This is a genomic window from Actinophytocola sp. (genome assembly GCF_035634895.1).
Lineage (GTDB): Bacteria > Actinomycetota > Actinomycetes > Mycobacteriales > Pseudonocardiaceae > Actinophytocola.
On sequence record NZ_DASQCC010000032.1, the window covers coordinates 1 to 22836 of the forward strand.

Consider the following 22836-nt stretch of genomic DNA (forward strand, 5'->3'; position numbering starts at 1 on the left):
CCATCGCTCCGGCCCGGGGAAGTAGCCGGCGCCCTCGGAGAACACGATGTGCGGGATCATCCCGTTGCGCCACTGCGCGGACAGCAGTGTCCGGAGCTCCTGCGCGGCCCGCTCCGCCGAGAGGTGCGCGAGGCCGATGGAGATGAACGCCGTGTCCCAGCTCCACATGTGTGGGTACAGCCGCGGCGCGGCCGTGATCATCGTGCCGATGTCGTTGCCCGACAGGGTCCACGCCGCGCTCGCCGCCAGCTGCACGGGGCCCAAGCTGGTTCTCACCTGACCTCCAGCAGCAGTTGTGTTTCGGGGTCGTACCAACGGGTCTGGGTGGGGGCCACGCGGAGCTCGTCGCCCGGCGCGGCCCGGAAGCCAGGTGGCGCGGACACCTTCACCCGCTGTCCACTCAGGACGGTGGTGAGCAGCACCGAGGAACCGAGCGGCTCGTACACCTCGACCGTGCAGGCCAGCCCCTCGCCGGGGCCGACAACCTCGAGCGACTCCGCCCGCACGCCGAGGTCCAGCCTGCGGTCGCGGTAGGTCGACAGCTCGGCCGGCACGGGCACCCACTGGTCACCGAGCTCCAGCGCGAGACCGTGGCCGTTCTCGGACACCGTGCCGGACAGGAAGTTCATCGGCGGGCTGCCGAGGAACCCGCCGACGAACTCGGTCGCCGGGTTGTCGTACACGTCCGTCGGGTGCGCGCACTGTGTCACCCGGCCGTCCTTCATCACCGCGACGCGGTCACCGAGCGAGAGCGCCTCGACCTGGTCGTGCGTCACGTAGATCGTGGTCAAACCCAGCTCGCCCACGAGCTTCTTGAGGTCGGCGCGGAACGACAGCCGCAGCAGCGCGTCCAGGTTGGACAGTGGCTCGTCCATCAGCAGGACGTCCGACTCCACCACGATCGCCCGCGCGACCGCCACCCGCTGCCGCTGGCCGCCCGACAGCTTGGCCGGGTACCGGTCCAGGTAGTCGGTCAGCTCCAGCATCTCCGCCGCCCACTCGACCTTGCGGCGGATCTCGCCGGCCGGCACACCGCGGACCTTCAGCCCGAAGCCGATGTTGTCGCGGACCCGCTTGTGCGGGAACACCGCGTAGGACTGGAACACCATGGACAGGTTGCGGTGCCGCGGTTCCAGGTACGTCACGTCCCGGCCGCCGATCACGACCTGGCCCTCGTCGGGCAGCTCCAGCCCGGCCACGGCCCGCAGCAACGTGGTCTTGCCGCAGCCGGACGGGCCGAGCAGCACCATGAACTCACCGTCTGCTATGGACAGTGAGACGTCGTCGGTGGCCCGGGTGCTCCCGCCCGGGTAGGTCTTGACCAGTGAACGCAACTCGACGTCAGCCACGCGAACCCCACATGCTCAACAGGTAACGGCGCATCAGGAGGATGAACAGCAGCGCGGGCAGCACGAGCGCGAGCCCGCCGGCGAAACGGTAGGACTGCGGCGAGTCGGCCAGCGCCACCAGCACCTGCGCCGGTAGCGTGCGGTGCCCGATGGTCAGCACGCCGGCGCCGAGCACCTCGTTCCAGGACAGCACGAACGTGAACACCGCCGCCGCGGCCAGCCCCGGCACGGCGAGTGGCAGGACGACCCGGCGGAAGGTCTCCGCCCGCGTGCAGCCGAACACGCGCGCGGCCTCCTCCAGCTCCGCCGGCACGGCGACGAAGATGCTCGCCGTGATCAGCACGGTGGTCGGCATCGCGAGCGCGGTGTGCACGAGCGTGACGGCCGCGACCGTGTCGTACGCGCCGGCCCGCAGGAAGATCGTGGCCAGCGGCACGGACAGCACGACGATCGGCAGTGCCCGCACCATCAGCATGAAGACCTGGTAGGCGTCCCGGCCCCGGAAGGCGTGCCGGGCCAGCGCGTAGCCGGCCGGCGCGCCGATCGCGAGCGACAGGACGACCGTGTAGAGACCGGTCAGCACGGAGTTGCCGAAGGCCGGCAGCACGCCGGTGCTGGTCACGAAGCCGCGGACGGTGTCGAGCGTCCAGTCCGACGGGACGAACGACTTCGGGAACTCGGCCAGCTCGTCCGATGTGGACAGTGCGGCGAACGCGACCAGCACGATCGGCACCACCATGAGAAGCGACACGAGCACGCAGGCGAGCTGGACCAGCGCGCGCCGGATCCGCCTGCGCCGCAACGGCTCCAGGTCGACCGGCGGGAGCACCCTGTCCGCGGCGGGAGCGGACACGGGTCTGGTGGCCGTCATGCCCGCTCCCTCCGCAGTGTCCGCAGGTACACGATCGACACGGCCAGCGAGATCGCCAGCACCACCAGCGCCAGCGCGCTCGCCACCGCCGCGTTCTGCAGGTTCACGTACCACTGGTAGGTCTCACCGACAAGCAGCGGGAAGTTCCTGCCCGTCAGGGCCTGCGCGACCGCGAAGACCTGGATCGCGAGGATCGTGCGCAGGATCAACGCGACCTGGAGGCTCGGCCTGATCGCCGGCAGCGTCACGTGCCACAGCCGCTGCCACGCCGTCGCCCCGAACACCTGCGCGGCCTCGTCGAAGTCCTTCGGCACCATCTGCAGGCCGGCCACCACGATCACGAACACGAGCGACGTGGCCCGCCACACCTCGGCGACGACGACCGCGAACAGCATCCCGGCGGGGTTGTCGTAGTCGAGCCAGCCGATCCCGTCCGGCGCGATCCCCAGCCAGGACAGGAACGAGTTGAGGTACCCGCGGTTCGAGAAGATCGACAGCCACACGAGGCCCGCGGCCAGCTCGGACATCGCGAGCGGGATCGTCCACAGGTAGAAGTGCACGCCGGCGAGCTTCGGCCGGGACTGCAACAGCAACGCCATGCCGATGGCCAGCACGAACTGGACCGGTACGACGACCACCGTGAGCAGCAACGTGTTCCGCAACGCCCGCCCGAAGTAGGCGTCGCCCCACATGCGCGTCCAGTTGTCCACGGTGAACGAGTCGCCGGACCGGAACGCGGCCAGGACCCCCTGCACCAGCGGCCACCCGAACAGCAGCAGCATGAACACGATCGACGGCGCGAGCAGTAACCAGGGGATGCGGCTCCTCATGACGCCCCCTCGCCCGCTCCGCAAGCTCCGCTCATCACGCCACCACACAGGGTGAGCCGGCCGGGTCCGGCGGCCAGCAGGACACCTTCAGCTCGCCGAGCAGCTGGTTCATGACCCTGGCCTGAGAGTCCAAAGTGGACCGGATGTCCGCGTCGCCCAGCACGATCGACTGGAACGTGTCCTTGAAGACCTTGCTCACCTCGCCCTCGCGGGTGCCGACCCCGACCGGCGGCAGCGCCACGAGCGCGTCCGGCGCGGTCCGCTGCCGCTGGACGGCGTCGGCCTCCAGCCTGATCGCCGGCGTCAGGTCACCGGGCAGGTCCACCCGCACGGTCGGGAAGAACGCGTTGGCCCGCAACAGCTCCACCTGCGCGGCCGGCCGCGACAGCGCCGCGATCACCTGTTGTGCCACGTCCTCCTCCGGCGCGCCCCTGGGCACCGCCATGCCGGTCAGCACGACCATGTACCCGAGCCCCTTGGGCCCACGCGGCGACGGCGCCATGACCCACTCGTCCGGCTCGTCCCGCGGGGCGTTGATCAGCCGGGCGACGTGGTACCAGCCGATCGTGGCCTCGCCCGCGGCGAGGGGCTCCTGCACGAAGTCGTACGTGGTCGAGGTCGGCACGGCGTTGCGCCACAGCTCGCGGAAGTACCGCCAGGCCTCGACCGCGTCCCGCGACCGGTACGTCGTGATCTGCCCGCCGGTGAACGACGGCAGCAGGAAGCCCTGCGTGAACCGGTGCAGCAGGCCCTTCGGCCCCGCGGGCAGCGCGAGCACGGGCTTGCCGCCGTTGGCGCGGCGGGCGGCGGTGACCCAGTCGAGGAACTGGTCGTAGGTCAGCGCGTTCACGTCCGCGCCGGACGGCAGGTGCTCGAGTGTCTCCTTGCGCGCGCAGATGACGTAGCTGGCCTGCGCCCACGGCACGTACCAGGTCCGGCCGGTGCCGACGCGGGCCAGGTCGAGGAACTCGGCGGGCCAGCCGAGGTCACCGAGGCCGTCGAGCAGGTCGGTAAGGTCGGTCAGGTAGCCGTCGGCGAGCGGCGCGAGGTCGCCGTGCAGGCCGCCCAGCAGCGACGTGCGGACCGAGCCGGCGTCGACCTGGGTGCGGATCTGCGTGGCGAACGGGCCGGGGTCGGTGGTCACGTAGCTGACCTCCCCGTCGACCTCGGCCTTCAGGAGGCCGCGGAACCGCTCGGCCTCCTCGACGGGCGTGAACTGGGTCGAGAAGAATGTCATCCCCGACCCGCCGGTCGTGGCGAACCCGGTCAGTGCTCCACAGCCGCTCAGCGCGGCGCCGCCGACCGATGTCGCCAGCAGCCCGCGCAGGACGGACCGCCGTGAAACCGGTGCCACCGTGCACCTCCGTAAAGACTTATGTCTAATTGTTAGACAGAAGTGGCGCATACCAATTTAGGCTGGAGCCATGGGCGACGTCAACAGAGCTTTATCGACCGGTGGCGCAGCGTCCCCCGGAAATGTTGTCGCCGTGTTACGCGACGCGGGCCCGCTGACCCGTCAGCAGCTGCAGGCGCTGCTCGGGCTGTCGCGGGCCACGCTCGTCGAGCGGCTGGACACGCTGCAACGACTACGCATGGTGCGCACGGCCGGACACGACGCGTCGCGAGGTGGGCGGCGCGCGGAGCTGCTGGAGGCGGACCGGACGAGCCGCGTCGCCGTCGTGGCCTGGCTGGGCGCGAGCCACGTGTCGGTGGGGATCGCGGACCTGGCCGGGAAGGTGCTGGTCGACCACACCGAGCGGCTGCCGCTGGGCCACACGCCGGCGGACGTGCAACCGTGGCTCGTCGACACGGCACGCAAGCAGCTGTCCGCGACCGGACGCACCGGTGACCTCGCCGCGGTCGGGCTGGCGGTGCCGGGGCAGATCGACCAGGCGACCGGCATCTCGATCATGCCGGCGACCATGACAGCGTGGCGTGAGCAGCCGCTCCGGGACGCGCTGGCCGACGGCCTCGGCGTCGAGGTCCTGCTGGAGAACGACGCGAACGCCCTGGCGTACGGCGAGTACCTGGCGGCGGGCAACTGGCAGTCGACCGTGCTGGGCGTGGCCGTCGGCACCGGCATCGGCGCCGGAGTGGTGATCGGCGGCCGGCCGCACCGGGGCGCGACGGGCTGCGCAGGCGAGATCGGCCACATCCGCATCGAGAACCACGACGAGCGGTGCACGTGCGGGCGGGGCGGGTGCGTGGCGGCCCTGGCCAGCGGGAAGGCACTGATCCGCCAGCTGCGCGGGGACGGCGTCCGGTCCCTGCCGGACGTGATCCGCCGCGTCGAGTCGGGGGCGCCGCACGCGGTGGCCATGGCGACGGACGCCGGCCGCCTGGTCGGCACGGTCCTGGCGACCGTCGTGACGATCCTCAACCCGCACATGGTCCGGGTGGGCGGCGAGATCGGCGCGCTGGCCCCGTTCCGCGCGGGGCTGGCGGAGACCCTGACCGAACAGGCCCACGAGGTGGCGGCCCGCGGCCTGGACGTGGGCCCGGCCGTCCTGGGCGAACAGGCCCCGCTGGTCGGCATGGCCGGCCTGGCCGCGGAGGCGGTCTTCGACCCGGCGGCCATCGACCGACTGGCCATGCGTGCCTGACCCCCGCGAGTTTTCCGGCGCGCGTTGTCGAGTCACACCGTGTTCGCTCGACGCGTTGGCAAGAGCCGCCTGAACAGGGAGCGACACCATGACCCGCGTCATCTCCGACATGTCCATGTCCCTCGACGGGTTCGTCACCGGGCCCGACGACAGCCGTGAGAACCCGTTCGGCACGGGCGCGGAGGGCCTGCACGACTGGATCTTCAAGGACAGCACCGACGAGGACGCCGCCATCCTCGACGAGGCGGTCGCGCACTGCGGTGCGCTCGTCATGGGCCGCAGGTCGTTCGAGAAGAACGAGGGCGACGGCGGCTGGGGCGACGGCGGTCCGGTCGGCGACACGCCGGTCTTCGTCGTCACGCACCACGCGCCGACCAGGCGGTACCCGTCCGTGTTCACCTTCGTCACCGACGGTGTCGAGAGCGCGATCAGGCAGGCCAGGGCCGCCGCCGGGGACAAGGACGTCGGCCTGCACGGGGCGACCACGGCACAGCAGGCGTTGAACCTCGGGCTGCTCGACGAGATCCAGGTCCACGTCGTGCCGGTGCTGCTCGGCGGCGGCACGCGGCTGTTCGACCACCTCGGCGGCCCGGTCACCCTCAGGCGCAGGCGCGTGGTCGCCACTCCCGCCGCGACCCACCTCCGCTTCGACGTGGTGCGTTAGCTCCCCGGCCCGCACGTTCGGCCTCCTCTTCGGGCGGGGACCGCCGCCCGGAGAGGCCGGAGCGGTATCGCGGGCGGCGCCGCCTCGACTTGGTGGGTATGGCGAAAATGCGGGTGGCGTCCTACAACGTCGAGAACCTGTTCGCGCGGCCGAAGGCGTTCGACCCGACCGATCCGGCGGCCGGCGAGCCGGTGCTGGCGGCGTACCACGAGTTCAACGGCCTCGTCGCCGCGCCGCGGTACACCGACGCCGACCGCGAGCGCATGCGGGAGCTGTTGGTGCGACTGGAGATCTACACGGTCAACGAGCGGGGTGCCGTGCGGCGCAAGCAGACCTCGACGCCACGATGGGCCTGGTTCCGCAAGAACCGCGGCAGCTTCGACCGCGAGCCACGGGACCCTGCGAAGGACGTGGAGATCATCGCGACCGGCCGCGGCGACTGGATCGGCTGGGTGGAGCTGGCCAAGGAGGCCGTCGACGAGGCCGGCACCCGCAACACCGCCCGCGTGATCACCGACGTGAACGCCGACGTTATCGCGATGATCGAGGTGGAGGACCGCCCGTCCCTGGTCCGGCTGAACCACGAGCTGCTCGCCGACCGGTACGAGCACGTGATGCTGGTGGACGGCAACGACGAGCGCGGCATCGACGTCGGCATCATGACGAAGAAGGGCTTCGACATCCGGTCCATGAAGTCCAATGTGGACCTGAAGGACCGGTCCGGGCAGGTGTTCTCGCGGGACTGCGCCCAGTACGAGATCCGCACGCCGTCCGGCGAGGTGGTGCACGTGCTGGTGAACCACTTCAAGTCACAGTCGGGCGGGGGTGCGACGAAACGCCGGCGCCAGGCCCGCGCGGTCCGCGCCATCGCCGACGAACTGGTGGCCGAGGGCAGGAACGTGATCGTGCTGGGCGACCTCAACGAGGGCCAACCGTCGCTGACCAGACCGGCCACGAACCTGAAGCCACTGTTCGACCCGGCCGGCCCACTCGTGTCGTGCTACGAGCTGGACGGCTTCGACCCGGGACCGAAGCCGGGTTCGTTCGACTCGTGCGGCATCCGGAACCGGCTGGACTACGTGTTCGTCTCGAAGTCGTTGCGCCCCAGGTTCACGTCGGGCCACCTGTTCCGGAAGGGCCTGTGGGGCACCAGGCAGACACGGCCCACCGACTGGGAGACCTACCCGGAGATCGCGAACCACGACCAGCAGGCCTCGGACCACGCGGCCATCGTCGTGGACTTCGATCTCTAGCCGATGTGATGTCCGTTCCTACCGGACAAGGCTTTTCAGCTCGCCGAGGATCGTGTCGGTGATCGGGATGCCGGCACGCTCGCGTTCGGCCCTGGTGCGTTCCTCCGGCTCGCCGGGCACCAGGACCTCGGTGTGGCCCGGTGCGAGCGGGGTCTCGGCGAGGCGCCGGCAGAACTCCTCGGTTCTCGTGCGGAACTCCTCCACCGGCTGGAAGGTGTCGATGGGGAACGACATGAGCACGGTGCCGAAGTCGCCCGCGTAGTCGGGCATGCTGGCGATGCCGGCGCCGGTGAGCAGGCCGGCGACCAGCTCGATGAGCACGGACAGGCCGTACCCCTTGTGGTCGGCGAACGGGAGGAGCATGCCACCGGCGTAGAAGTCGTTGGGGTCGGTGGACATCCGGCCGTCCGCGTCCCGCACGAGCCCCTCCGCGACGGGTAGCCCGCGATCCCTGGCGACGGCCAGCTTGCCCTCCGCGACGACGGACGTGGCCCAGTCCATGACGATCGGCGGCTTGCCGCGTTCCCGCGGGACGGCCCAGGCGAGCGGGTTGGTGCCGAGCCGCCGCTCGCGGCCGCCGTAGGGGGCGACGGACGTGGTGGTGTTGCCGAACGCGATGCCGACGAGGTCGTGCTCGGCCAGCTCGGCGACGTACTCGCCGACCCGGCCGATGTGGTTGCACCCCCGGACGACCGCGACCCCGACACCGTGCAGGGCAACGAGCTCCCGCACGGCACGGCCGGCGGACAGCTGCCCGAACGCCCGCCGCCCGTGCACCACGACGGCGCCGGGACGGGTCTGCTCGGCCGTCGGCTCCGCGCGCGGGTCTATTCGTCCTTTGTGGATCTCGGCGACGTACCTGGGCAGCCGCAGCACCCCGTGCGAGTCGTGGCCGACGAGGTTGGTCCGCACGAGGGAACCGGCCACCGTCCGCGCCGCGGCGCTGGGGGTGCCGGCGGCCTCGAGGATCTCGATGCCGAGCGCGAGCAGTTCGTCAGCAGAGATGAGTGGCATCGCGCTCCGCCCCGGTGTGCCGGCAACCCGCACCCATGATGGCACGAGCGCGGCACTCGCGCCGAGGCTCGACGGACCGCAGTGGCCGTGGTCGCCCTAATGTAGGTGGCAAGGGTGTCAACGGCTGGCCGGAGGTTCTGGATGAGCTACGACGTGACCGCGGTGCGTGCGCACTTCCCCGCACTCCTGGAGGGCGCGGCGCACTTCGACGGCCCGGGCGGCTCACAGTCGCCGACGCAGGTGGCACGCGCGGTCGCGGACGTGCTGACGTCAGCGGTCGCGAACAAGGGCGTGATGACCGCGGCCGAACGCCGCGCCACCCAGATCGTCGACGCGGCACGGGCCGCCGGCGCGGACCTGGTCGGCGGCGACCCTCAGGGCATCGTGTTCGGGCGCAGCATGACGCAGCTGACCTATGACTTCGCCCGAACGCTGGCCAAGACGTGGGGCCCCGGCGACGAGGTGGTGGTGACCCGTCTGGACCACGACGCGAACGTGCGCCCATGGGTACAGGCGGCGGAGGCGGCCGGCGCGACGGTGCGCTGGGCGACGTTCGACCCGGCCACCGGCGTACTGACCGCGGACGACGTGGCGCGGGCCCTGTCGCCGAGGACCCGCCTCGTGGCGCTGACGGCGGCGTCGAACCTGCTGGGCAGCCGCCCGGACGTGCCGACGGTGGCGGCGACCGCACACGAGGCGGGGGCGCTGGTCTACGTGGACGGCGTCCACTTCACCCCGCACGCGTTCGTCGACATGGCGGCGCTGGGGGCGGACTTCTACGCATGCTCGCCGTACAAGTTCCTCGGGCCGCACCTGGGGATGCTGGCGGCGGCGCCGGCGCTGCTGGAGGAACTGCGCCCGGACAAGCTACTGCCGTCGGCGGACGTGGTCCCGGAACGCTTCGAGTACGGCACCCTCCCCTACGAGTCGATGGCAGGCACCACGGCGGCGATCGACTTCCTGGCGGACCTCGTCCCCGGCACGGGCACACGCCGGGAGCGACTGGCCGCGTCACTGGAGGCACTGGAACAACATGAGTCGGAACTCCTGGCCCACCTGGACGACGGCCTGGCCCAACTGCCACGGACCACCCGCTACGGCGACCCCAACCGCCACCGAACGCCGACGACCCTGTTCACAGTGGCCGGTGTGCCACCGGCAGAGGTGTACCAACGCCTGGCCGACCGAGGCGTGAACGCCCCGGCGGGAACGTTCTACGCCTACGAATGCGCACGGGTCCTGGGCATCGAGGAGACCGGCGCGGTACGCGCCGGAATCGCCCCGTACACCGAAAAGTCCGATGTGGACCGCCTGCTGGAGGCAGTCGCGGACATCTCGGGTTAGAAACGTGGCGGTCCTGGGCAAAGGCCGCTGTGCCGAACGTCGAAGGCCCGATGCGGACAGTCCGCGGCGCCGGGACCTCTGGTCACCGGCGCCGCAGGTATGACACGCACAATCCCAGATCCGACCGGCAAGCCTGTCAGGCGAGCAGCCCGCCGGGCCCTTCACGCAGCGTTCGCGCTTGGCCCATCACAGGGGCGGCTCGGAACCGAGGCACCAAGTGGATCGCCAGCCGAACCATAGGGACTCGGCTCGATCAAGCCAGCCGACCCACCAGCCATGCCAGAGGGACCCGACTCGACCCAACCGGCAGACCGAGAAGCCAGCCGGCAGACCGAGAAGGCCGTACTCGATCAAGCCAGCCAACCCGACCCAGCCACCATGCCAAGCCTCGCCAGTCCACTCGCCGCCCGGCCGCCCACCCCGGCCCGGAGCCGGAGAGCACCGCAAGGGCAGGAGAAAGAGAAAGCCGATCGGATCAGGAATCAACGGTCCTGGTGGGACCGTTCACGCGCCTCATGGACATCAGCTTCGGTACGAGCCCGCTCCGCCGCGGCTTCCTTCTCCGCGACCTCACGCTGCGCGGCGGCCTTGTCCTGCTGCGCCTGGCCTTCGCGGACCTTGGAGTCGTTCCCGGTCACCGCGCCGAGCGCTTCCTTGAACCGTCCCTTGACGTCCTCGACGACGCCCTTGGCGCCCTCGGCCGGGCCGCTTCTGTCCTTGTCCGACATCACTGACTCCTCCCGTGGTCGAAGTTCGGTCTGCCGCACGGCTACCCGGTCAACCGGTCAGGAAACCTCCAATTGTTCGCGCAGGATGTCCAGGTGGCCGGCATGGCGCGCGGTCTCCTCGATCAGGTGGATGAAGACCCACCGAACCGAGACCATCCCCATGCCGCGATGCGGCACGGCGTCGTCGAGCGACAACTCGGCGGCGACCGAACGTGACCGAGCACAGGCATCCCGGTAGTCGGCGATGAGCGTGGCACCGGTGTCGTCGGGTTGGACGGTGAACTCCCAGTCCGTGTCGTGCGCACGCCGGTTGGTCCCGGAGCGCGCGCCGAGTAACTGGTCGAACCAACCGGTCTCGACCCAGCGCAGATGCCTCACCACGCCGCCGACGGTGGTGAGCGAGGGCACCAGCCGGCGCCGGATGTCCACCTCGGACAGTCCGTCGATCTTCTTCACGATCGCGTCGCGCTGGACGTCGAGCCATTTCTCCAGCATCGGCCGCTCGTCCGCCGTGGCCACAGTGTCTTCAGGAGGAGTCATGCCGACAGATTATCGGGAGGGTCCGACGATTTCCTCTTTAGGCGAGGAATAGTCGAACGAAAGTCCCATCCATGCGACAAAGACCGGGAGCAGTGAGCGCAAGCACGGTCACAATGCTTGTGTCTCAACAACTTCCAGCCGCTGGGCAACCTCACGCCGAAGCGGGTGCGCGGGGAGAAGTCACTCCGCCGGTTCCGCCACGCTGGCGATCTTCTGCAGGCGGCCGATCAGCTCGACCGTCTCCAAACCACACAGTTCCGCCATTCGCTCCAGGGCGGCGATGTCCAGGCTCACCTCCGGCGGGTGCTGGGAGCCGTTGCTCTCCGCCAGCTTTCCCTTGGCCCAGCGCCGAAGCGGCCCCAGCTCCGGCCGGATGTCCCGCACGACCTTGCGCAGGTCTATCCGGATGCGACCCACGGGCGAGTCGCTGAACACGCGCTGGTGCACGCGGGCCATCAGCTCGTGTGGCACCTCCCCGAGCGCCAGGCACAGCTCCACGAGCCGCACCACCGAACACTGTCTCGTCCCCAGCTCGTAGGTGGCCAGCGTCTGGAGGGAGATGTCGCTCTGCAACCGGCGGTTCAGGTCACGCCTCGTCCAGCCGCGCTGCTTGCGCAGGCGGCGCAGCTCGTCGCCGAGTACCCGCTGGTAGGTAGCTGTGTCCAGCAGCACGATCGCCCCTCTCCTCGTGGCATCCGCTCCCCGCCTGGGATGCCGACATATGAGGAAGCGACGAAGTGCCGTGCGATTACGCGGATTTTCGAACTTTGCTTTCGCAAGTAGCCCGTTCGGGTGAACAAAAGGGCAGCAACGGCAAGCCCGCTCCTATTTCAGTTGACACACCCCGGCTGCGCGGGCTGCCCCTGCGCGAGCCGTGGGCCGTCCAGGCTCAGCATCGGCTTGCCCGCCAACCGCTCGCCACTGTCCGAACCGGACCCGCCCGGACCGCTGTAGTCGTCGCCGAGCAGGACGGACACCGTCCCGGCCGGCAGGTTCGCGTCCTTCTCGACCAGCACGTTGCCGCCCAACGCCTTGGCGACCCGGTCGCCGCTGGCCTGCTCGCCGGACGCGTATCGCACCACAGTGGACTCCACGGCGCTCGCGTTGCCGACGACGCCCTGGACGAAGCCCTGGTTGGTGAGTGCCTTGGCGACGCTGCCGGCGAGACCACCCCGGTTCGTCGTGTTGCGCACGTTCACCGTGATCTTCGCGTTCGCCGAAGGGTCGTCGACCCCGCCCGCCGGCGGCGACGTGCTCGTCTTGGTCTTGGTCTTGGTGCCCAGCAGGCCGGTGACGAACTCGCGGACCGCGGTCGGGTCGACCTCGACCGCCGAGCCGTCGCTCCTGGTCTGCAGGTCGATCGTGCCGGTCGGGATCGTCTTGAACTCGACCTTGCCGCCCGTGATGCCGATCATCTGCTGGGCGAACTGCAGGACGTTCCAGTTCTTGTCCAGCACGACCGACTTCTGGATCGCGCCCTGCAGCTTGTCGAACGTGTCCGACCCCGGCGCCAGCATGCCCCCGGAGAGCACCTTCTTGGCCATCCCGGACATGAACGTCTGCTGCCGCACGATGCGGTCCAGGTCGCCGTTGGGCAGCCCGTGCCGCTGCCGCACGAACTGCAGCGCCTGCACGCCGGCGATGGTCTGCGGGCCGGCCGGGAAGTTCGCGCCGGAGTACCGGTCCTTGACCGCCTTGTTCAGGCAGACGTCGATGCCGCCGATCGCGTTCGTGATGTCGTAGAAGCCGAGCAGGTTGACCTCGGCGTAGTGGTCGATCTGGGCGCCGGTCAGGTCCTGGATGGTCGCGATCAGGTTCTTCGCCCCGTCCTGGTTGGACTTGACCTGCAGCTCCGCGTCGTTGTTGGCGCCCTGCGACTTCAGCCGGTTCATCGCGTCGTTCTTGGCCCGGACGTACGCCGAGTTGATCTTGTGTTTGCCGTAGTCGCCGGCGATCTGGACGTAGGAGTCACGCGGGATGGACACGCCGACCGCGGGACCGCCGTCGTTCGGGATCCGGATCATGATCAGCGTGTCGGTGTTCAGCTCACCGTCGGAGACACCCGCGCTCAGCATGGCGAGCTGGTCCTTGGACAACGGGTGCCCCTGCGCGTCGGTGCGGCTGTCCATGCCGACCATCAGGATGTCGATCGCGCCGTCGGCCGGTTTCTCGACCGGGGGCGCCTCGATGACGTCCGCGGTGGTCAGGCCGTCCTCGAAGTTGTTGAGCCGGTTCGCGTAGTAACCGGTGGCGATCAGCACCAGTGCCGAGAGCACCGCGACCCCGACCTTGGCGCCGACCAGGCCGCGGCCGGTCGCGCGGCGCGGCGGTGGCGGTGTCCTGGGATGCGGCTGCCAGCGTGCGTCGGACGTCCGGGACGGCGGCCGCTCGCGTGGGCCGGATCGCTCGGCGGCACGGTCGACCGGCCGGCCGTAGCCGTCCCTGGCGCGGTCGGCGCGGTCAGGACGGTCAGCGCGGTTGCGATCCTGGCCGGCGCCGGAACGCCCGCCGACGACGCGACCGGCATTGGCCGGTGGCGGGGGCACGCGCCCACCGGAACGCGACGGCTGCGGCCGCCCGCGTCCCGCCGCAGGCCCGTCCGACCTCGGCGACCGATAGCTCACCCCGACTCCTCCCGCTGCTCCCGCGGACGAAACCCACCCGAGAACTTAGACGCGGCTGAACCCGTGCTGGTTGTCCGTAGCGTCGCACACGTTGCGGAGCGTAATGGTACCGGCGCGTATATCTTTCCTCTCTCACCGACTCGCGGGGACGGGTCGTGGCGTAGCGGTGCGGGTCAGGGCGGGTGTGCACGCCACGGCGACGCCCAGCGCCACGATCATCGTCACGCTGTGTACAACCGTGCCGACCCCGCTCACCGTCGTGAGCATCGGCGCGACACACGCGATGGCCGTGACCACCCACGGCCCCGGCCGCGAGCTCGTGTGCAGGTGGACGCAGTGCACCAGGTACCAGCCGAGCAGCAGGTGGATCAGGTTCGCCATGGGGTCGACGGGCAGGCCCAGCACGTTCGCCGAGTCGGTCCAACCGGACAGACCGGCCACCGCGAAGCCCACCACGCCGAGGCCGCCGTACGCGACGCCGAGGATCGCGGCCAGCGTGTCGGCCCAGTGCCGGCGTGGCAGCGGGTCGAACCCCGGTTCGGGCGGCGCGGGCGGGCGTCGCTCGAACCACAGGAACGCGAGCAGCGTCGGCAGCGCGACCAGCCCGACCGCGAAGATCGTGCGTGGCTCGGCGAACCAGCCGATGCCGCCGGCCACGCTGAGCAGGCCCTCGATGACCAGCATCGCGCACAGGTAGACCAGGTAGACGGTCATCGGCGCGGCCCGGACCACGGCGACCACCCTGGCGGGCGCGCTCGTCACCAGCATGGACAGGCCGCGTTCGCGGGGCAGCGCCACCAGCGCGGTCTGCACGATGCCGATGAGCAGCACACCGGCCAGCGACGGCGCGAACGCCGCGTACCCGCTCGGCTCCGCGAGCTGCAGCTTCGGCTGCGCGCCGAGCGTGGTGAGCACCACGAGCCCGGCGAACGCGACCACGGCCGTACCGATCAGCACACCCCGCGGGACACGCCAGAACGTGCCGTCCGCGTAGTGGAAGGCCAGTTGGGCGAACAGCAGCGCCACCAGGACCCCGCCGGCGTGCGCGGAGATGGAGCCGCCCGCGAAGCTGAGCCCGATGACGGCCGCGGTCAGCACCAGCGGGGTGACCAGCGGCAGCGTCCGGTGCAGCCGGTGCATGACCGGTGTGAGGGCCACGACCAGCAGGTACAGGCCGAGCAGCCACAGCGGTTGGACGATGAGGCGGCTGAACGCGGCGCCGGCACTCGCCGGCGCCTGGAGTAACTCCAGGGACAGCGGAACGACCAGCCACGCGACGACGAACGCGAACACCGGCCGGATCAGCCAGCCGACGCGGCTCGCGAGGAACGTGACGTAATGGCCCTCCATGGCGCGCCAGGCCAGCAGGTTGGAGTGGCCGCCGGCCAGGAAGAACAGCGGGACCAGCTGCAGCAGCCAGGTGAACGGCCAGGTCCAGGCCGGCTCCATGTCGTCGCGCATGGCGAAGGCCAGGAGCGACTCGCCGAGCACGATGCCGGTCAGGCTGAGGATGCGCAGGTAGCTCATGCTGTGCGCCTGTGCCTGCTCGGTCTCGGTGAGCACCGGTTTCGGCGCCGAGATGCGGGTCCCGCGCGGCACCTTCCGCGCCATCCCGGGCGCCCGCGCCACGACGAGGACCATGATCACGACCATGGCGACCGACCACGGCCCGACCGGCTCGTTGCGTGGCGGCCCCCAGCGCTGGTGCCACGAGTTGACGACCAGGCCCGCGGTGTAGATGTCGGCCACCGCCTCGCAGGCACCCGCGGAGTCACGCGGGTTGTAGTGGCACTGGGCGTGCATGTCCTTGGACAGGCGGTCGTCGAGCCGCTCACGCAGCTCCGGCGACAGCGGCTGACCCCTGGCCGCCGCGTATCTGAGCAGGTCGTAGCCCAGGTCGTGGGCCTTGCAGCCCACGCTGTAGTCCCAGCGCGTCGCCCCCCACGGTGACGAGCATCCCCCGCCAGGATGGACGGCTCTCGTCGTGCCGTCCGGTGCCTTCATGTGCACCGGTTCGCGCCCGCTGACCTTCGTGAAGTCCGCCGGCAGATCCGCTATCGGATCCCGGCCGGACCTCGGGTCGAGCAGGTCCTCGATGGCCCGTTCCGCCTTGGCGACGTCCCCCGTCGGCGGCCGGGTCTGCGGCGGATCGGGCCGGGACGCGATGACCGCGAACCCCGCCGCCGCCAACACGATCCCCACCAGAGCGCTGAACCGGGGCAACCCTCCTGGTTTCCCCATGGCCCGAAGGCTACTCGTCAAGGTCACCTCGGCCATCAGGCTCAACCCTGATCTTTGCCGTCATACCCGGGGTTGACCAGGTCGGCCGGTGTGTGCGCGGGCTGGTCCCCGGGTCCTAAGCCATGCGGACCTGGTTGCGGCCGCCTTCCTTGGCCTCGTAGACCGCGGCGTCGGCGGCCTGCAGGAGGGCGTCCAGCGCGTCCGCGTGCACCGGGTACACGGCGACGCCGATGGAGGTCGTGCGTTCGGAGATCGCGACCGGGCCGCCGCGTTTGTCCGTGGTCGGGACGTGCAGTTCCGAGATCGTCTGTCGGATGCGCTCGCCCGCGGCCTCGGCCTCCTTGGTGTCCGCGTCCGGCAGCAGCAGGACGAACTCCTCGCCGCCGAAACGCCCGATCACGTCGCTGGGGCGGGTGGCGCTGCGCAACGCGTGGGCCACGTACTCCAGCACGTCGTCACCGGCCGGGTGACCCCACGTGTCGTTGATGCTCTTGAAGTGGTCCAGGTCCACCATCAGCAGCGCGCAGTGCTGGGCGTCGCGGTTGGCCCGGTTCATCTCACGCTCCGCGACCTCGCGCCAGCCGCGCATGTTCAGCAGGCCGGTCTTCGGGTCGGTGCGGACGTCCTCCTGGAGCTGCCGGACCTCGGCTATCCGGTTGGCGATGACACCGACCGCCACCATGATCACCAGCGCGGCCGGGACGTTCACGAGCAGGATGGCGGCCACCGTCCCGAGGGCGATGGTCACGACCTCCAGCTCGTTGTCCTCTCTGGTCCCCAGCACCGCCCGCATCGTCGGCCGCGTGGTCGACAGAAGGATCGCGCCGGCGCCGATCACCACGGCCTGTGACGCAAAGTAGACGAGGCCACCCAGAAAGAGGACCCCGAAAGCGGTGAACGACTGCGGGACATCGAGCCGCGACCAGTCGTTGGCACCGAAACTCTGCACCGTCTCATGTGCCGCCACCGCCGCCAGGAGCACGCTCGACGTCGAGAAGATGAACCGGTACAGGGGCCGGCGGGCGACGAACCAGCGCTGCGTTCTCGACAGGACGATCGCGAGCAGCGCCAGCTGGATCGGCAGCACGACGACGCCGGCGAAGGACCAGATGCCCACGAGGTCGATCTGCACGGTGGGCTTCCTGCTGCGCCGGCGTTCCTCCTGCCGGCGTGACAGCTGCAGGTGGACCGTCGCACAGATGGCGATCGTCGCGAAGCGGAACCAGTCGCCGCGGACCGGGCCGGGGGCGGTGACCGTCGCGAGGACGATGAACCCGATCGCCAGCAGGTCGCAGACCAGCATGTACGCGATCAGCCGCGGCCGCTGCTGCCAGAACGCCCAAAGTCTTGGATGTACTACGAAAAGGGGCCGCCGCTGTTCTGGTTCACGCTGAGCGTTCACACTTATGGGTGATGCAGGAGCTCGGGCCTGTGTCCGACCGGTCGGCGCGTCCCCAGCGTGTCCCGTACCGGCGTCCTGGCTTTCTCCGGCAGGCGACGCTTGCCCGGACCCACCGTGAGCGGTGAAACTCATGGGTAAACGTCCTCCATCGGTTTCACACGCAAGTGTGAGCCGAGCCAGCCGAAAACGAACGAACAGTGTGAACCGCTAGCATGCCACCACTGCGCGTTCGGCGGTTTGTCGCCCGGTGAAGCCATTCGGTACCTACCCCGTCTCCACGGGAGGTGAGTTTGATGTCGGATCGCGACCTGTGACGCTACTTTCACAATCTCATGCCACGTACGGCCAGTTCAGCTCTGGTCTCCCCCGCCAGGAGGTGAACCGCGATGATGGACCGCGATCTGTGACCCGCGCAGGCGGCGTTCACCAGGCGTGACGTGCTTACGTAACACTTTGCGCAACTCTCAGGACGGCAGTGAGTTCAGTCGCGTGAGACCGGCGGTCTCCGGCTCGGCGCGGTTGAGCCGGGCCCATGCCACCGCGGCCGGCACCGCGATCACGACGCCGGCAACGCCTGCCCAAACAATCGTATTGGTAGCCGAGCCAATACCCTGTGCTACCGCTCCGCCAATTGCCACGCCGATTCCCTGTGATACTCGAAGGCCCGTTCGAATGATGCCGAACGCTCCTCCGCGAATGTCGTTGGGCACGAGTGAATTGAACGTCGCACTGACGGTGATCTGATATGCCCCGAACATTCCCGCTATCGCGAGCAGCACCAGCGCGAGGACGAGGTTCGGGTGGAGGACGAACCCGATGAGGGTCGCGGACGCGCCAGCGGCGAGCAGGCCCATCACCCGAACGCGGTGTTGCGCGGCCACGAAGCGTGACAGCAGGTACACGCCGAGCACGAAGCCGAGTGGGTCGGCGGCGAGCAACCAGCCGACCGCCGCGTCCGACTCCCCGAGTTCCTCGGCCAGTGGCGCGACCAGGCCCTCCGGGATGACGACCAGGCCGACGAGCCACGAGAGGGTGAGCAGCACACGCATGCGGCTGCGCCCGAACACCCATCTGGCGGCCCCGAACCAGCCGTCCTCCTTGCTGCCGGCGATCTGCCGTTCCTTGACGAACCGGGCGATCAGGAACGCGCTGATCAGGAACGTCACCGCGTTGAGGGCCAGCGCCCAGCTCGCGCCGACCCCGACCACCAGCATGCCGCCGCAGGCCAGGCCGACCAGCATGATCGTGTTGGTGCTGATGCCGCGCAGGTCCTGGCTGCGCAGGTACACCTCGTCGTCGGTGAAGATCTCGCGGGTCAGCGCGTTCTGCGCGGCGGCCGAGGGTGACTGGAGCAGACCGACGGCGAGCACGAGCGCGCACAGCACCGCGACCGGCATGCCCGGGACGGCCATCAGGCCGACCAGCACGGCCTGACCGAGGGCGCTCACGATCATCAGCCTGCGGCGCGGGAAGCGGTCGGCGAGCTGGGACAGGCCGAGGCCACCGATGAGCGCGGACAGGAAGGTCAACGCGTACATCAGTGCGGCGAGCAGCGGCGAGCCGGTTCTTTCGTAGACGAGGATGGTCAGCGCGACCTTGGCGAGCTGGTCCCCGAACACGGACTGTGTCTCGGCGAACCAGAGTGCGCGGAACTCGGTCACCGCCAGCGCGGCGGCGAACCCGGGCGTTCCTCGGCTCAATGTCAACCCCCGTGTCGACCTTCGTATGTGGCAGACCTGCCCAGGTCAGCGACGAATCACGCTGCCCCGCCATCCGCCGTCCGCAAGGCGAATCTCGACCCTCGCGGTGCCCGGTCAACTACCCTCTTCGCCCTCGTGGTTGATGCTCTTGGGTCATCACCACGTCGCTCAGAGTACCGGGCTCGTGGCGAATCATCGGCCCGGGAGATTGGTCCCACGCTGTTCCCAGATGCCAGATATCAGCCACTCGTGGCGCTTTCCGAGCCAGTTTAAGCAGGTGAGAGGGGTAGTGTGGCCAAACGGGTGGTTTATTTCCCGTCTGTGCCCCTAATGCCTACGCCCCGTCACGCAACGAGGTCGAACGCGGCCGGATCGAGCCTGCGGGTGCGCAGCCAGTAGCGCCATGTGAAGCCGGGCCAGATGGTGCGGTTGACGCCCCGGGCGTCCAGGTACCAGCTCGTGCAGCCACCCTGCGTCCACACGCCGCCGGCCAGCCTGCGCTGGATGTCCGACTGGAACTCGGCCTGCGCGCTCGGTCTGGTGTCGAGCGCCGCGACACCGGACTCGTCGGCGAGTGTCATGGCCTGCGACACGTACCTGATCTGTGACTCGATCATGAACACGACCGAGTTGTGGCCGAGTCCGGTGTTGGGTCCGAGCAGGAAGAAGAGGTTGGGGTAGCCGGCGACGGTGATGCCGAGGTGGGTCTGTATGCCCTCCTCGCGCCACTCCTTCGCCAGGTCGCGGCCGCCGATGCCGGTGATGTCCAGGTAGTCGAACGCGTCGGTGACGTGGAAGCCGGTGCCGTAGATGATCACGTCGACCTCGTGCTCGACGCCGTTCCCGTCGACGACCCCGTGCTCGGTGACCGCTTGTACCCCGGACGTGTTGACCTCGACGTTGTCCCTGGTCAGCGCCGGGTAGTAGTCGTTCGCGATCAGCACGCGCTTGCAGCCCATGAGGTAGTCCGGGGTGAGCTTGCGGCGTAACTCCGGGTCGCTCACCTGCCGCTCCAGATGGGCCCGGGGCACCCGCTGGGCCAGCTTCATGAGCGCCGGGTGGCCGTTGAAGCCCAGCGCGCGCACCTCGAGCAGCCAGTAGATGAGGTGGCGGTACAGCCGCTGCGCGCCGGGCACCGTGCGGAACAGGGTCCTCGTCCACCGTGGCATCGCGTGGTCCGGTTTGGGCATGATCCACGGCGGCGTGCGCTGGAAGACGGTCAGCTTCGCGACGTCCGGCGCGATGCGGGGGACGAACTGGACCGCGCTGGCGCCGGTGCCGACGACGGCGACGCGCTTGCCGGTGAGGTCGTAGTCGTGGTTCCACCGCGCGGAGTGGAACGACTCGCCCGCGAAGCCCTCGATGCCGGGCAGCCTCGGGACGTTGGGGATGTGCAGCGCGCCGATGCCGGCGACGAGGAAGCGCGCGACGTACTCACCGTCACTCGTGTCGACGTGCCAGCGGCGCTCGGCGGCGTCCCAGCGGGCGCCGGTGACCTCGACGCCGAAGCGGATGTGGTCCCGCAGGCGGTACCGCTCGGTGATCCCGCGCAGGTAGTCCCAGATCTCCCGCTGCGGCGAGAACGACCTGGTCCACGCCGGGTTCAGCGCGAAGCTGTACGAGTACATGTGCGACTGGATGTCGCACGCGCAGCCCGGGTAGGTGTTGTCGCGCCAGGTGCCGCCCACGTCGTGGGCCTTCTCGAGCACGACGAAGTCCTCCCGGCCGTCCCGTCTCAGCTGGATGGCCATGCCGAGGCCGGCGAAGCCGGTGCCGATCACGACGGTGTGCAGCTCCATGCCGGCCTACCTTACTGTGAGTAGGTTACTTCCGGTAGAGTCGTGTCGTGGGGCCTACCAGAGAACGCCGCAGGCGGATGCCGCGTGCCGAGCGCGAGCGGCAGATGGTCGAGGTGGCCGAGGAGATCTTCGCCGACCGCGGGTTCCTCGCGACGTCGATGGACGACGTGGCCGGACAGGTCGGCGTCTCCAAACCGATGATCTACGAGTACTTCGGCTCCAAGGAGGGCCTGTTCGTCGCGTGCATCCGGTCGGCACGTGCGGAACTACTCAACGTGACATTGAAATCAGTCGAAGGTGTGACGTCGGCGGAGGAGGCGATGCGGCGCGGACTCACCGCGTTCTTCGAGTTCACCGACTCCCACCGGCGGTCGTGGAAGCTTCTGCAGGCCGAGGCGGCGGTCGCCGGGCCGGGTGCGGTGGCCGAGATCGAGGCCGTTCGCCAGCAGCAGACCGCGGTGAACACCAGGCTGTTCGCGTCGTTCCTGCAGGATCTGGCGCACAATGAGCGGGAGGCGTATGCGGAGATGGTCGTCGGCGCATGCGAGCGGCTGTCGCTGTGGTACGTCCAGCGCGATGACGTCTCGGCCGCCGCGGCGGCCGAGCTGGTGATGCGGATGGTCTGGTTCGGCCTGCGTCCGGATTAACCACGCACGGTTACCGCCGATCGATTATGGTCAGCGGAACGGGGTTTTCCCACCGGGGGGCGGGAAGGCCAACAGAGGGCGGGAGACAAGAAGATGGCTGACCCGATCGAAGCGCATTACACCCTGGACGGCGACGAGTGGACGGTCGCGGTGCAGGGCCGGGGGCGGACTCTGACGGGACGGGCCCCGGGCCTGATCGCGGCGCGCGACATGGCCGACCAGTTGGTGACGCAGCTGACCCCCGAGGAGTCGGGCCGCAAGACAGTGGTCCACATGCTCAACGGCGACGCGGTCGAGTTCACGACCGCCTACCTCACGGCCCGCCTGGCAAGAACCGAGGATCCCCCGGCCGCCGAGGAGACCAACGAGGACCAACCGAACCCGGACGCACCGAAGGGCTCCACCGAAGCCGACGAGCCGACCGAGCCCGGCAAAGGCGACGAGCACACCCGAGCCAAGGCACCAGCCGAAGCCGACGCGCCCGGTCAAGCCGACGAGCCGGCCGACGCGCTTGCCGAAGCCGACAAGCCAGCCGACGACCTTGGCGAAGCCACCAAGACCGCCGAAGCCGCAGAGACACCCGCCGAGCCGGGCCCAAACGCCGAGGACGATGCCCCACACCCGGCGACCTCCACAAAGGCCGGCCCAGAGGCGGCGACCAAGCCAACCCCGACGCCACGCGCGGAGTCACCGACCACCCAGCCGGCCCCCGCCGAGGAAACGGCCCACTCCAGCACCTGACCCCCAAACATCGCGAGTCCCGCGTTCAGACATGGGGGTCTGCTTACACCGCGAGTCCCGCGCTCACACATAGCGAGTCCCGCACTCAGACATGGCGAGTTGCGTTTCAGCAAGGCGAGTCGCGTCCTCGTGCGTGTCCAGCCAGCCTGCACGAAACCGCAACTCGGTGTGCGTGAACGCGGAACTCGGTGTGTCTGAACGCGGGACTCGCGGGTGTTAGCGGAAGAGTTTGCGGAGGAGGACTAGGACTATCAGGGCGCCGAAGGCCATTAGGGGGTACTTGACCTTTGGGGAGGACAGGGTGTTTGCGGCGCCTGTCTTGGCCTCGTCCACGAGCTTTTTCGGGTTTGCCTTGGTGCCCAGCTGGTCCAGCGTGGACGCCAGCGCGTCCCGCGCCTGTTCGATCTCCCGCTGGATGGTGTCGGGGTCGCGCGCCACGGGGTCCTCCTCGAAGAACGAAACTGACGAACGTACGAAGTCTGAGGT

Annotated in this window: 21 protein-coding genes; 6 read left to right on the forward strand and 15 right to left on the reverse strand. The window is 69.6% G+C overall.

Features of this window, described 5'->3' with window-relative positions; genetic code table 11:
- The 5 genes from VET29_RS05065 to VET29_RS05085 form a co-directional block, all read right to left on the reverse strand.
- On the reverse strand, positions 1-276 hold a 276-nt coding region (locus VET29_RS05065; RefSeq protein WP_414636448.1), incomplete at its 3' end, for an MGH1-like glycoside hydrolase domain-containing protein.
- Positions 273-1349, reverse strand: coding sequence for an ABC transporter ATP-binding protein (locus VET29_RS05070; RefSeq protein ID WP_324915247.1), 1077 nt, complete (start codon positions 1347-1349; stop codon positions 273-275). The genes VET29_RS05070 and VET29_RS05065, both read right to left, overlap by 4 nt.
- Complete coding sequence (locus VET29_RS05075; protein WP_324915250.1) at positions 1342-2220, reverse strand: carbohydrate ABC transporter permease; 879 nt, start codon at positions 2218-2220, stop codon at positions 1342-1344. Before VET29_RS05075 ends, VET29_RS05070 begins: the two co-directional genes overlap by 8 nt.
- Complete coding sequence (locus tag VET29_RS05080; protein WP_324915254.1) at positions 2217-3050, reverse strand: sugar ABC transporter permease; 834 nt, start codon at positions 3048-3050, stop codon at positions 2217-2219. Before VET29_RS05080 ends, VET29_RS05075 begins: the two co-directional genes overlap by 4 nt.
- A gap of 34 nt (positions 3051-3084) precedes the next feature.
- Positions 3085-4404, reverse strand: coding sequence for an ABC transporter substrate-binding protein (locus VET29_RS05085; protein WP_324915257.1), 1320 nt, complete (start codon positions 4402-4404; stop codon positions 3085-3087).
- A 133-nt stretch (positions 4405-4537) separates the two neighbouring features.
- Here VET29_RS05085 and VET29_RS05090 point away from each other — a divergent pair, with 133 nt between their 5' ends.
- From VET29_RS05090 to VET29_RS05100, 3 genes are all read left to right on the forward strand, one after another.
- Positions 4538-5653: an ROK family protein gene (locus VET29_RS05090; RefSeq protein WP_324915262.1), complete on the forward strand. Its 1116-nt coding sequence runs from the start codon at positions 4538-4540 to the stop codon at positions 5651-5653.
- A gap of 88 nt (positions 5654-5741) precedes the next feature.
- Positions 5742-6317, forward strand: coding sequence for a dihydrofolate reductase family protein (locus tag VET29_RS05095; RefSeq protein WP_324915266.1), 576 nt, complete (start codon positions 5742-5744; stop codon positions 6315-6317).
- Between the two features lie 98 nt (positions 6318-6415).
- Positions 6416-7570 carry an endonuclease/exonuclease/phosphatase family protein gene (locus VET29_RS05100; protein ID WP_324915270.1) on the forward strand — a complete coding sequence of 385 codons (1155 nt, stop codon included), beginning with the start codon at positions 6416-6418 and terminating at the stop codon, positions 7568-7570.
- Between the two features lie 18 nt (positions 7571-7588).
- Here VET29_RS05100 and VET29_RS05105 read toward each other — a convergent pair whose 3' ends face one another.
- Complete coding sequence (locus tag VET29_RS05105) at positions 7589-8584, reverse strand: Ldh family oxidoreductase (RefSeq protein ID WP_324915275.1); 996 nt, start codon at positions 8582-8584, stop codon at positions 7589-7591.
- A 141-nt stretch (positions 8585-8725) separates the two neighbouring features.
- Here VET29_RS05105 and VET29_RS05110 point away from each other — a divergent pair, with 141 nt between their 5' ends.
- Entirely contained in the window at positions 8726-9928 is a 1203-nt protein-coding gene (locus VET29_RS05110; protein WP_324915279.1) for a cysteine desulfurase-like protein, read from the forward strand.
- 482 nt (positions 9929-10410) lie between these two features.
- Here VET29_RS05110 and VET29_RS05115 read toward each other — a convergent pair whose 3' ends face one another.
- The 8 genes from VET29_RS05115 to VET29_RS05150 form a co-directional block, all read right to left on the reverse strand.
- Positions 10411-10656 carry a CsbD family protein gene (locus VET29_RS05115; RefSeq protein ID WP_324915281.1) on the reverse strand — a complete coding sequence of 82 codons (246 nt, stop codon included), beginning with the start codon at positions 10654-10656 and terminating at the stop codon, positions 10411-10413.
- A 57-nt stretch (positions 10657-10713) separates the two neighbouring features.
- The gene (locus tag VET29_RS05120) at positions 10714-11196 is read right to left on the reverse strand and encodes a DinB family protein (RefSeq protein WP_324915283.1); all 483 of its coding nucleotides are present in this window, start codon (positions 11194-11196) and stop codon (positions 10714-10716) included.
- 180 nt (positions 11197-11376) lie between these two features.
- Entirely contained in the window at positions 11377-11868 is a 492-nt protein-coding gene (locus VET29_RS05125) for a helix-turn-helix transcriptional regulator (RefSeq protein WP_324915285.1), read from the reverse strand.
- Between the two features lie 158 nt (positions 11869-12026).
- Entirely contained in the window at positions 12027-13820 is a 1794-nt protein-coding gene (locus VET29_RS05130; RefSeq protein WP_324915288.1) for an LCP family protein, read from the reverse strand.
- A 132-nt stretch (positions 13821-13952) separates the two neighbouring features.
- A complete protein-coding gene (locus VET29_RS05135) occupies positions 13953-16061 on the reverse strand; it encodes a phospholipase A2 (RefSeq protein WP_324915290.1) in 2109 nt (702 codons plus the stop codon).
- Between the two features lie 115 nt (positions 16062-16176).
- Positions 16177-17364, reverse strand: coding sequence for a GGDEF domain-containing protein (locus VET29_RS05140; protein ID WP_324915294.1), 1188 nt, complete (start codon positions 17362-17364; stop codon positions 16177-16179).
- Between the two features lie 563 nt (positions 17365-17927).
- A complete protein-coding gene (locus VET29_RS05145) occupies positions 17928-19163 on the reverse strand; it encodes an MFS transporter (RefSeq protein ID WP_324915300.1) in 1236 nt (411 codons plus the stop codon).
- A gap of 344 nt (positions 19164-19507) precedes the next feature.
- Positions 19508-20962 (reverse strand): NAD(P)/FAD-dependent oxidoreductase, encoded by a 1455-nt coding sequence (locus VET29_RS05150; protein WP_324915304.1) that lies wholly within the window; start codon positions 20960-20962, stop codon positions 19508-19510.
- A 47-nt stretch (positions 20963-21009) separates the two neighbouring features.
- On the opposite strand from VET29_RS05150, the gene VET29_RS05155 reads away from it, so the two are divergent.
- Positions 21010-21609, forward strand: a complete 600-nt coding sequence (locus VET29_RS05155; RefSeq protein WP_324915307.1) for a TetR/AcrR family transcriptional regulator — start codon at positions 21010-21012, stop codon at positions 21607-21609.
- A gap of 93 nt (positions 21610-21702) precedes the next feature.
- Entirely contained in the window at positions 21703-22350 is a 648-nt protein-coding gene (locus VET29_RS05160; protein WP_324915312.1) for a hypothetical protein, read from the forward strand.
- A 216-nt stretch (positions 22351-22566) separates the two neighbouring features.
- Here VET29_RS05160 and VET29_RS05165 read toward each other — a convergent pair whose 3' ends face one another.
- On the reverse strand, positions 22567-22788 hold the full coding sequence (locus VET29_RS05165; RefSeq protein WP_324915315.1) for a DUF3618 domain-containing protein: 222 nt from the start codon (positions 22786-22788) through the stop codon (positions 22567-22569).
- Positions 22789-22836 lie beyond the last annotated feature (48 nt).

Excerpts from the sequence above, each read along its gene's own strand:
- VET29_RS05075 (WP_324915250.1), bottom strand. The coding sequence starts at position 2,220 with ATGACGGCCACCAGACCCGTGTCCGCTCCCGCCGCGGACAGGGTGCTC.
- VET29_RS05100 (WP_324915270.1), top strand. The coding sequence starts at position 6,416 with ATGGCGAAAATGCGGGTGGCGTCCTACAACGTCGAGAACCTGTTCGCG.
- VET29_RS05105 (WP_324915275.1), bottom strand. The coding sequence starts at position 8,584 with ATGCCACTCATCTCTGCTGACGAACTGCTCGCGCTCGGCATCGAGATC.
- VET29_RS05095 (WP_324915266.1), top strand. The coding sequence starts at position 5,742 with ATGACCCGCGTCATCTCCGACATGTCCATGTCCCTCGACGGGTTCGTC.
- VET29_RS05120 (WP_324915283.1), bottom strand. The coding sequence starts at position 11,196 with ATGACTCCTCCTGAAGACACTGTGGCCACGGCGGACGAGCGGCCGATG.
- VET29_RS05110 (WP_324915279.1), top strand. The coding sequence starts at position 8,726 with ATGAGCTACGACGTGACCGCGGTGCGTGCGCACTTCCCCGCACTCCTG.
- VET29_RS05115 (WP_324915281.1), bottom strand. The coding sequence starts at position 10,656 with ATGTCGGACAAGGACAGAAGCGGCCCGGCCGAGGGCGCCAAGGGCGTC.
- VET29_RS05160 (WP_324915312.1), top strand. The coding sequence starts at position 21,703 with ATGGCTGACCCGATCGAAGCGCATTACACCCTGGACGGCGACGAGTGG.
- VET29_RS05080 (WP_324915254.1), bottom strand. The coding sequence starts at position 3,050 with ATGAGGAGCCGCATCCCCTGGTTACTGCTCGCGCCGTCGATCGTGTTC.
- VET29_RS05150 (WP_324915304.1), bottom strand. The coding sequence starts at position 20,962 with ATGGAGCTGCACACCGTCGTGATCGGCACCGGCTTCGCCGGCCTCGGC.
- VET29_RS05140 (WP_324915294.1), bottom strand. The coding sequence starts at position 17,364 with ATGCTGGTCTGCGACCTGCTGGCGATCGGGTTCATCGTCCTCGCGACG.
- VET29_RS05135 (WP_324915290.1), bottom strand. The coding sequence starts at position 16,061 with ATGGGGAAACCAGGAGGGTTGCCCCGGTTCAGCGCTCTGGTGGGGATC.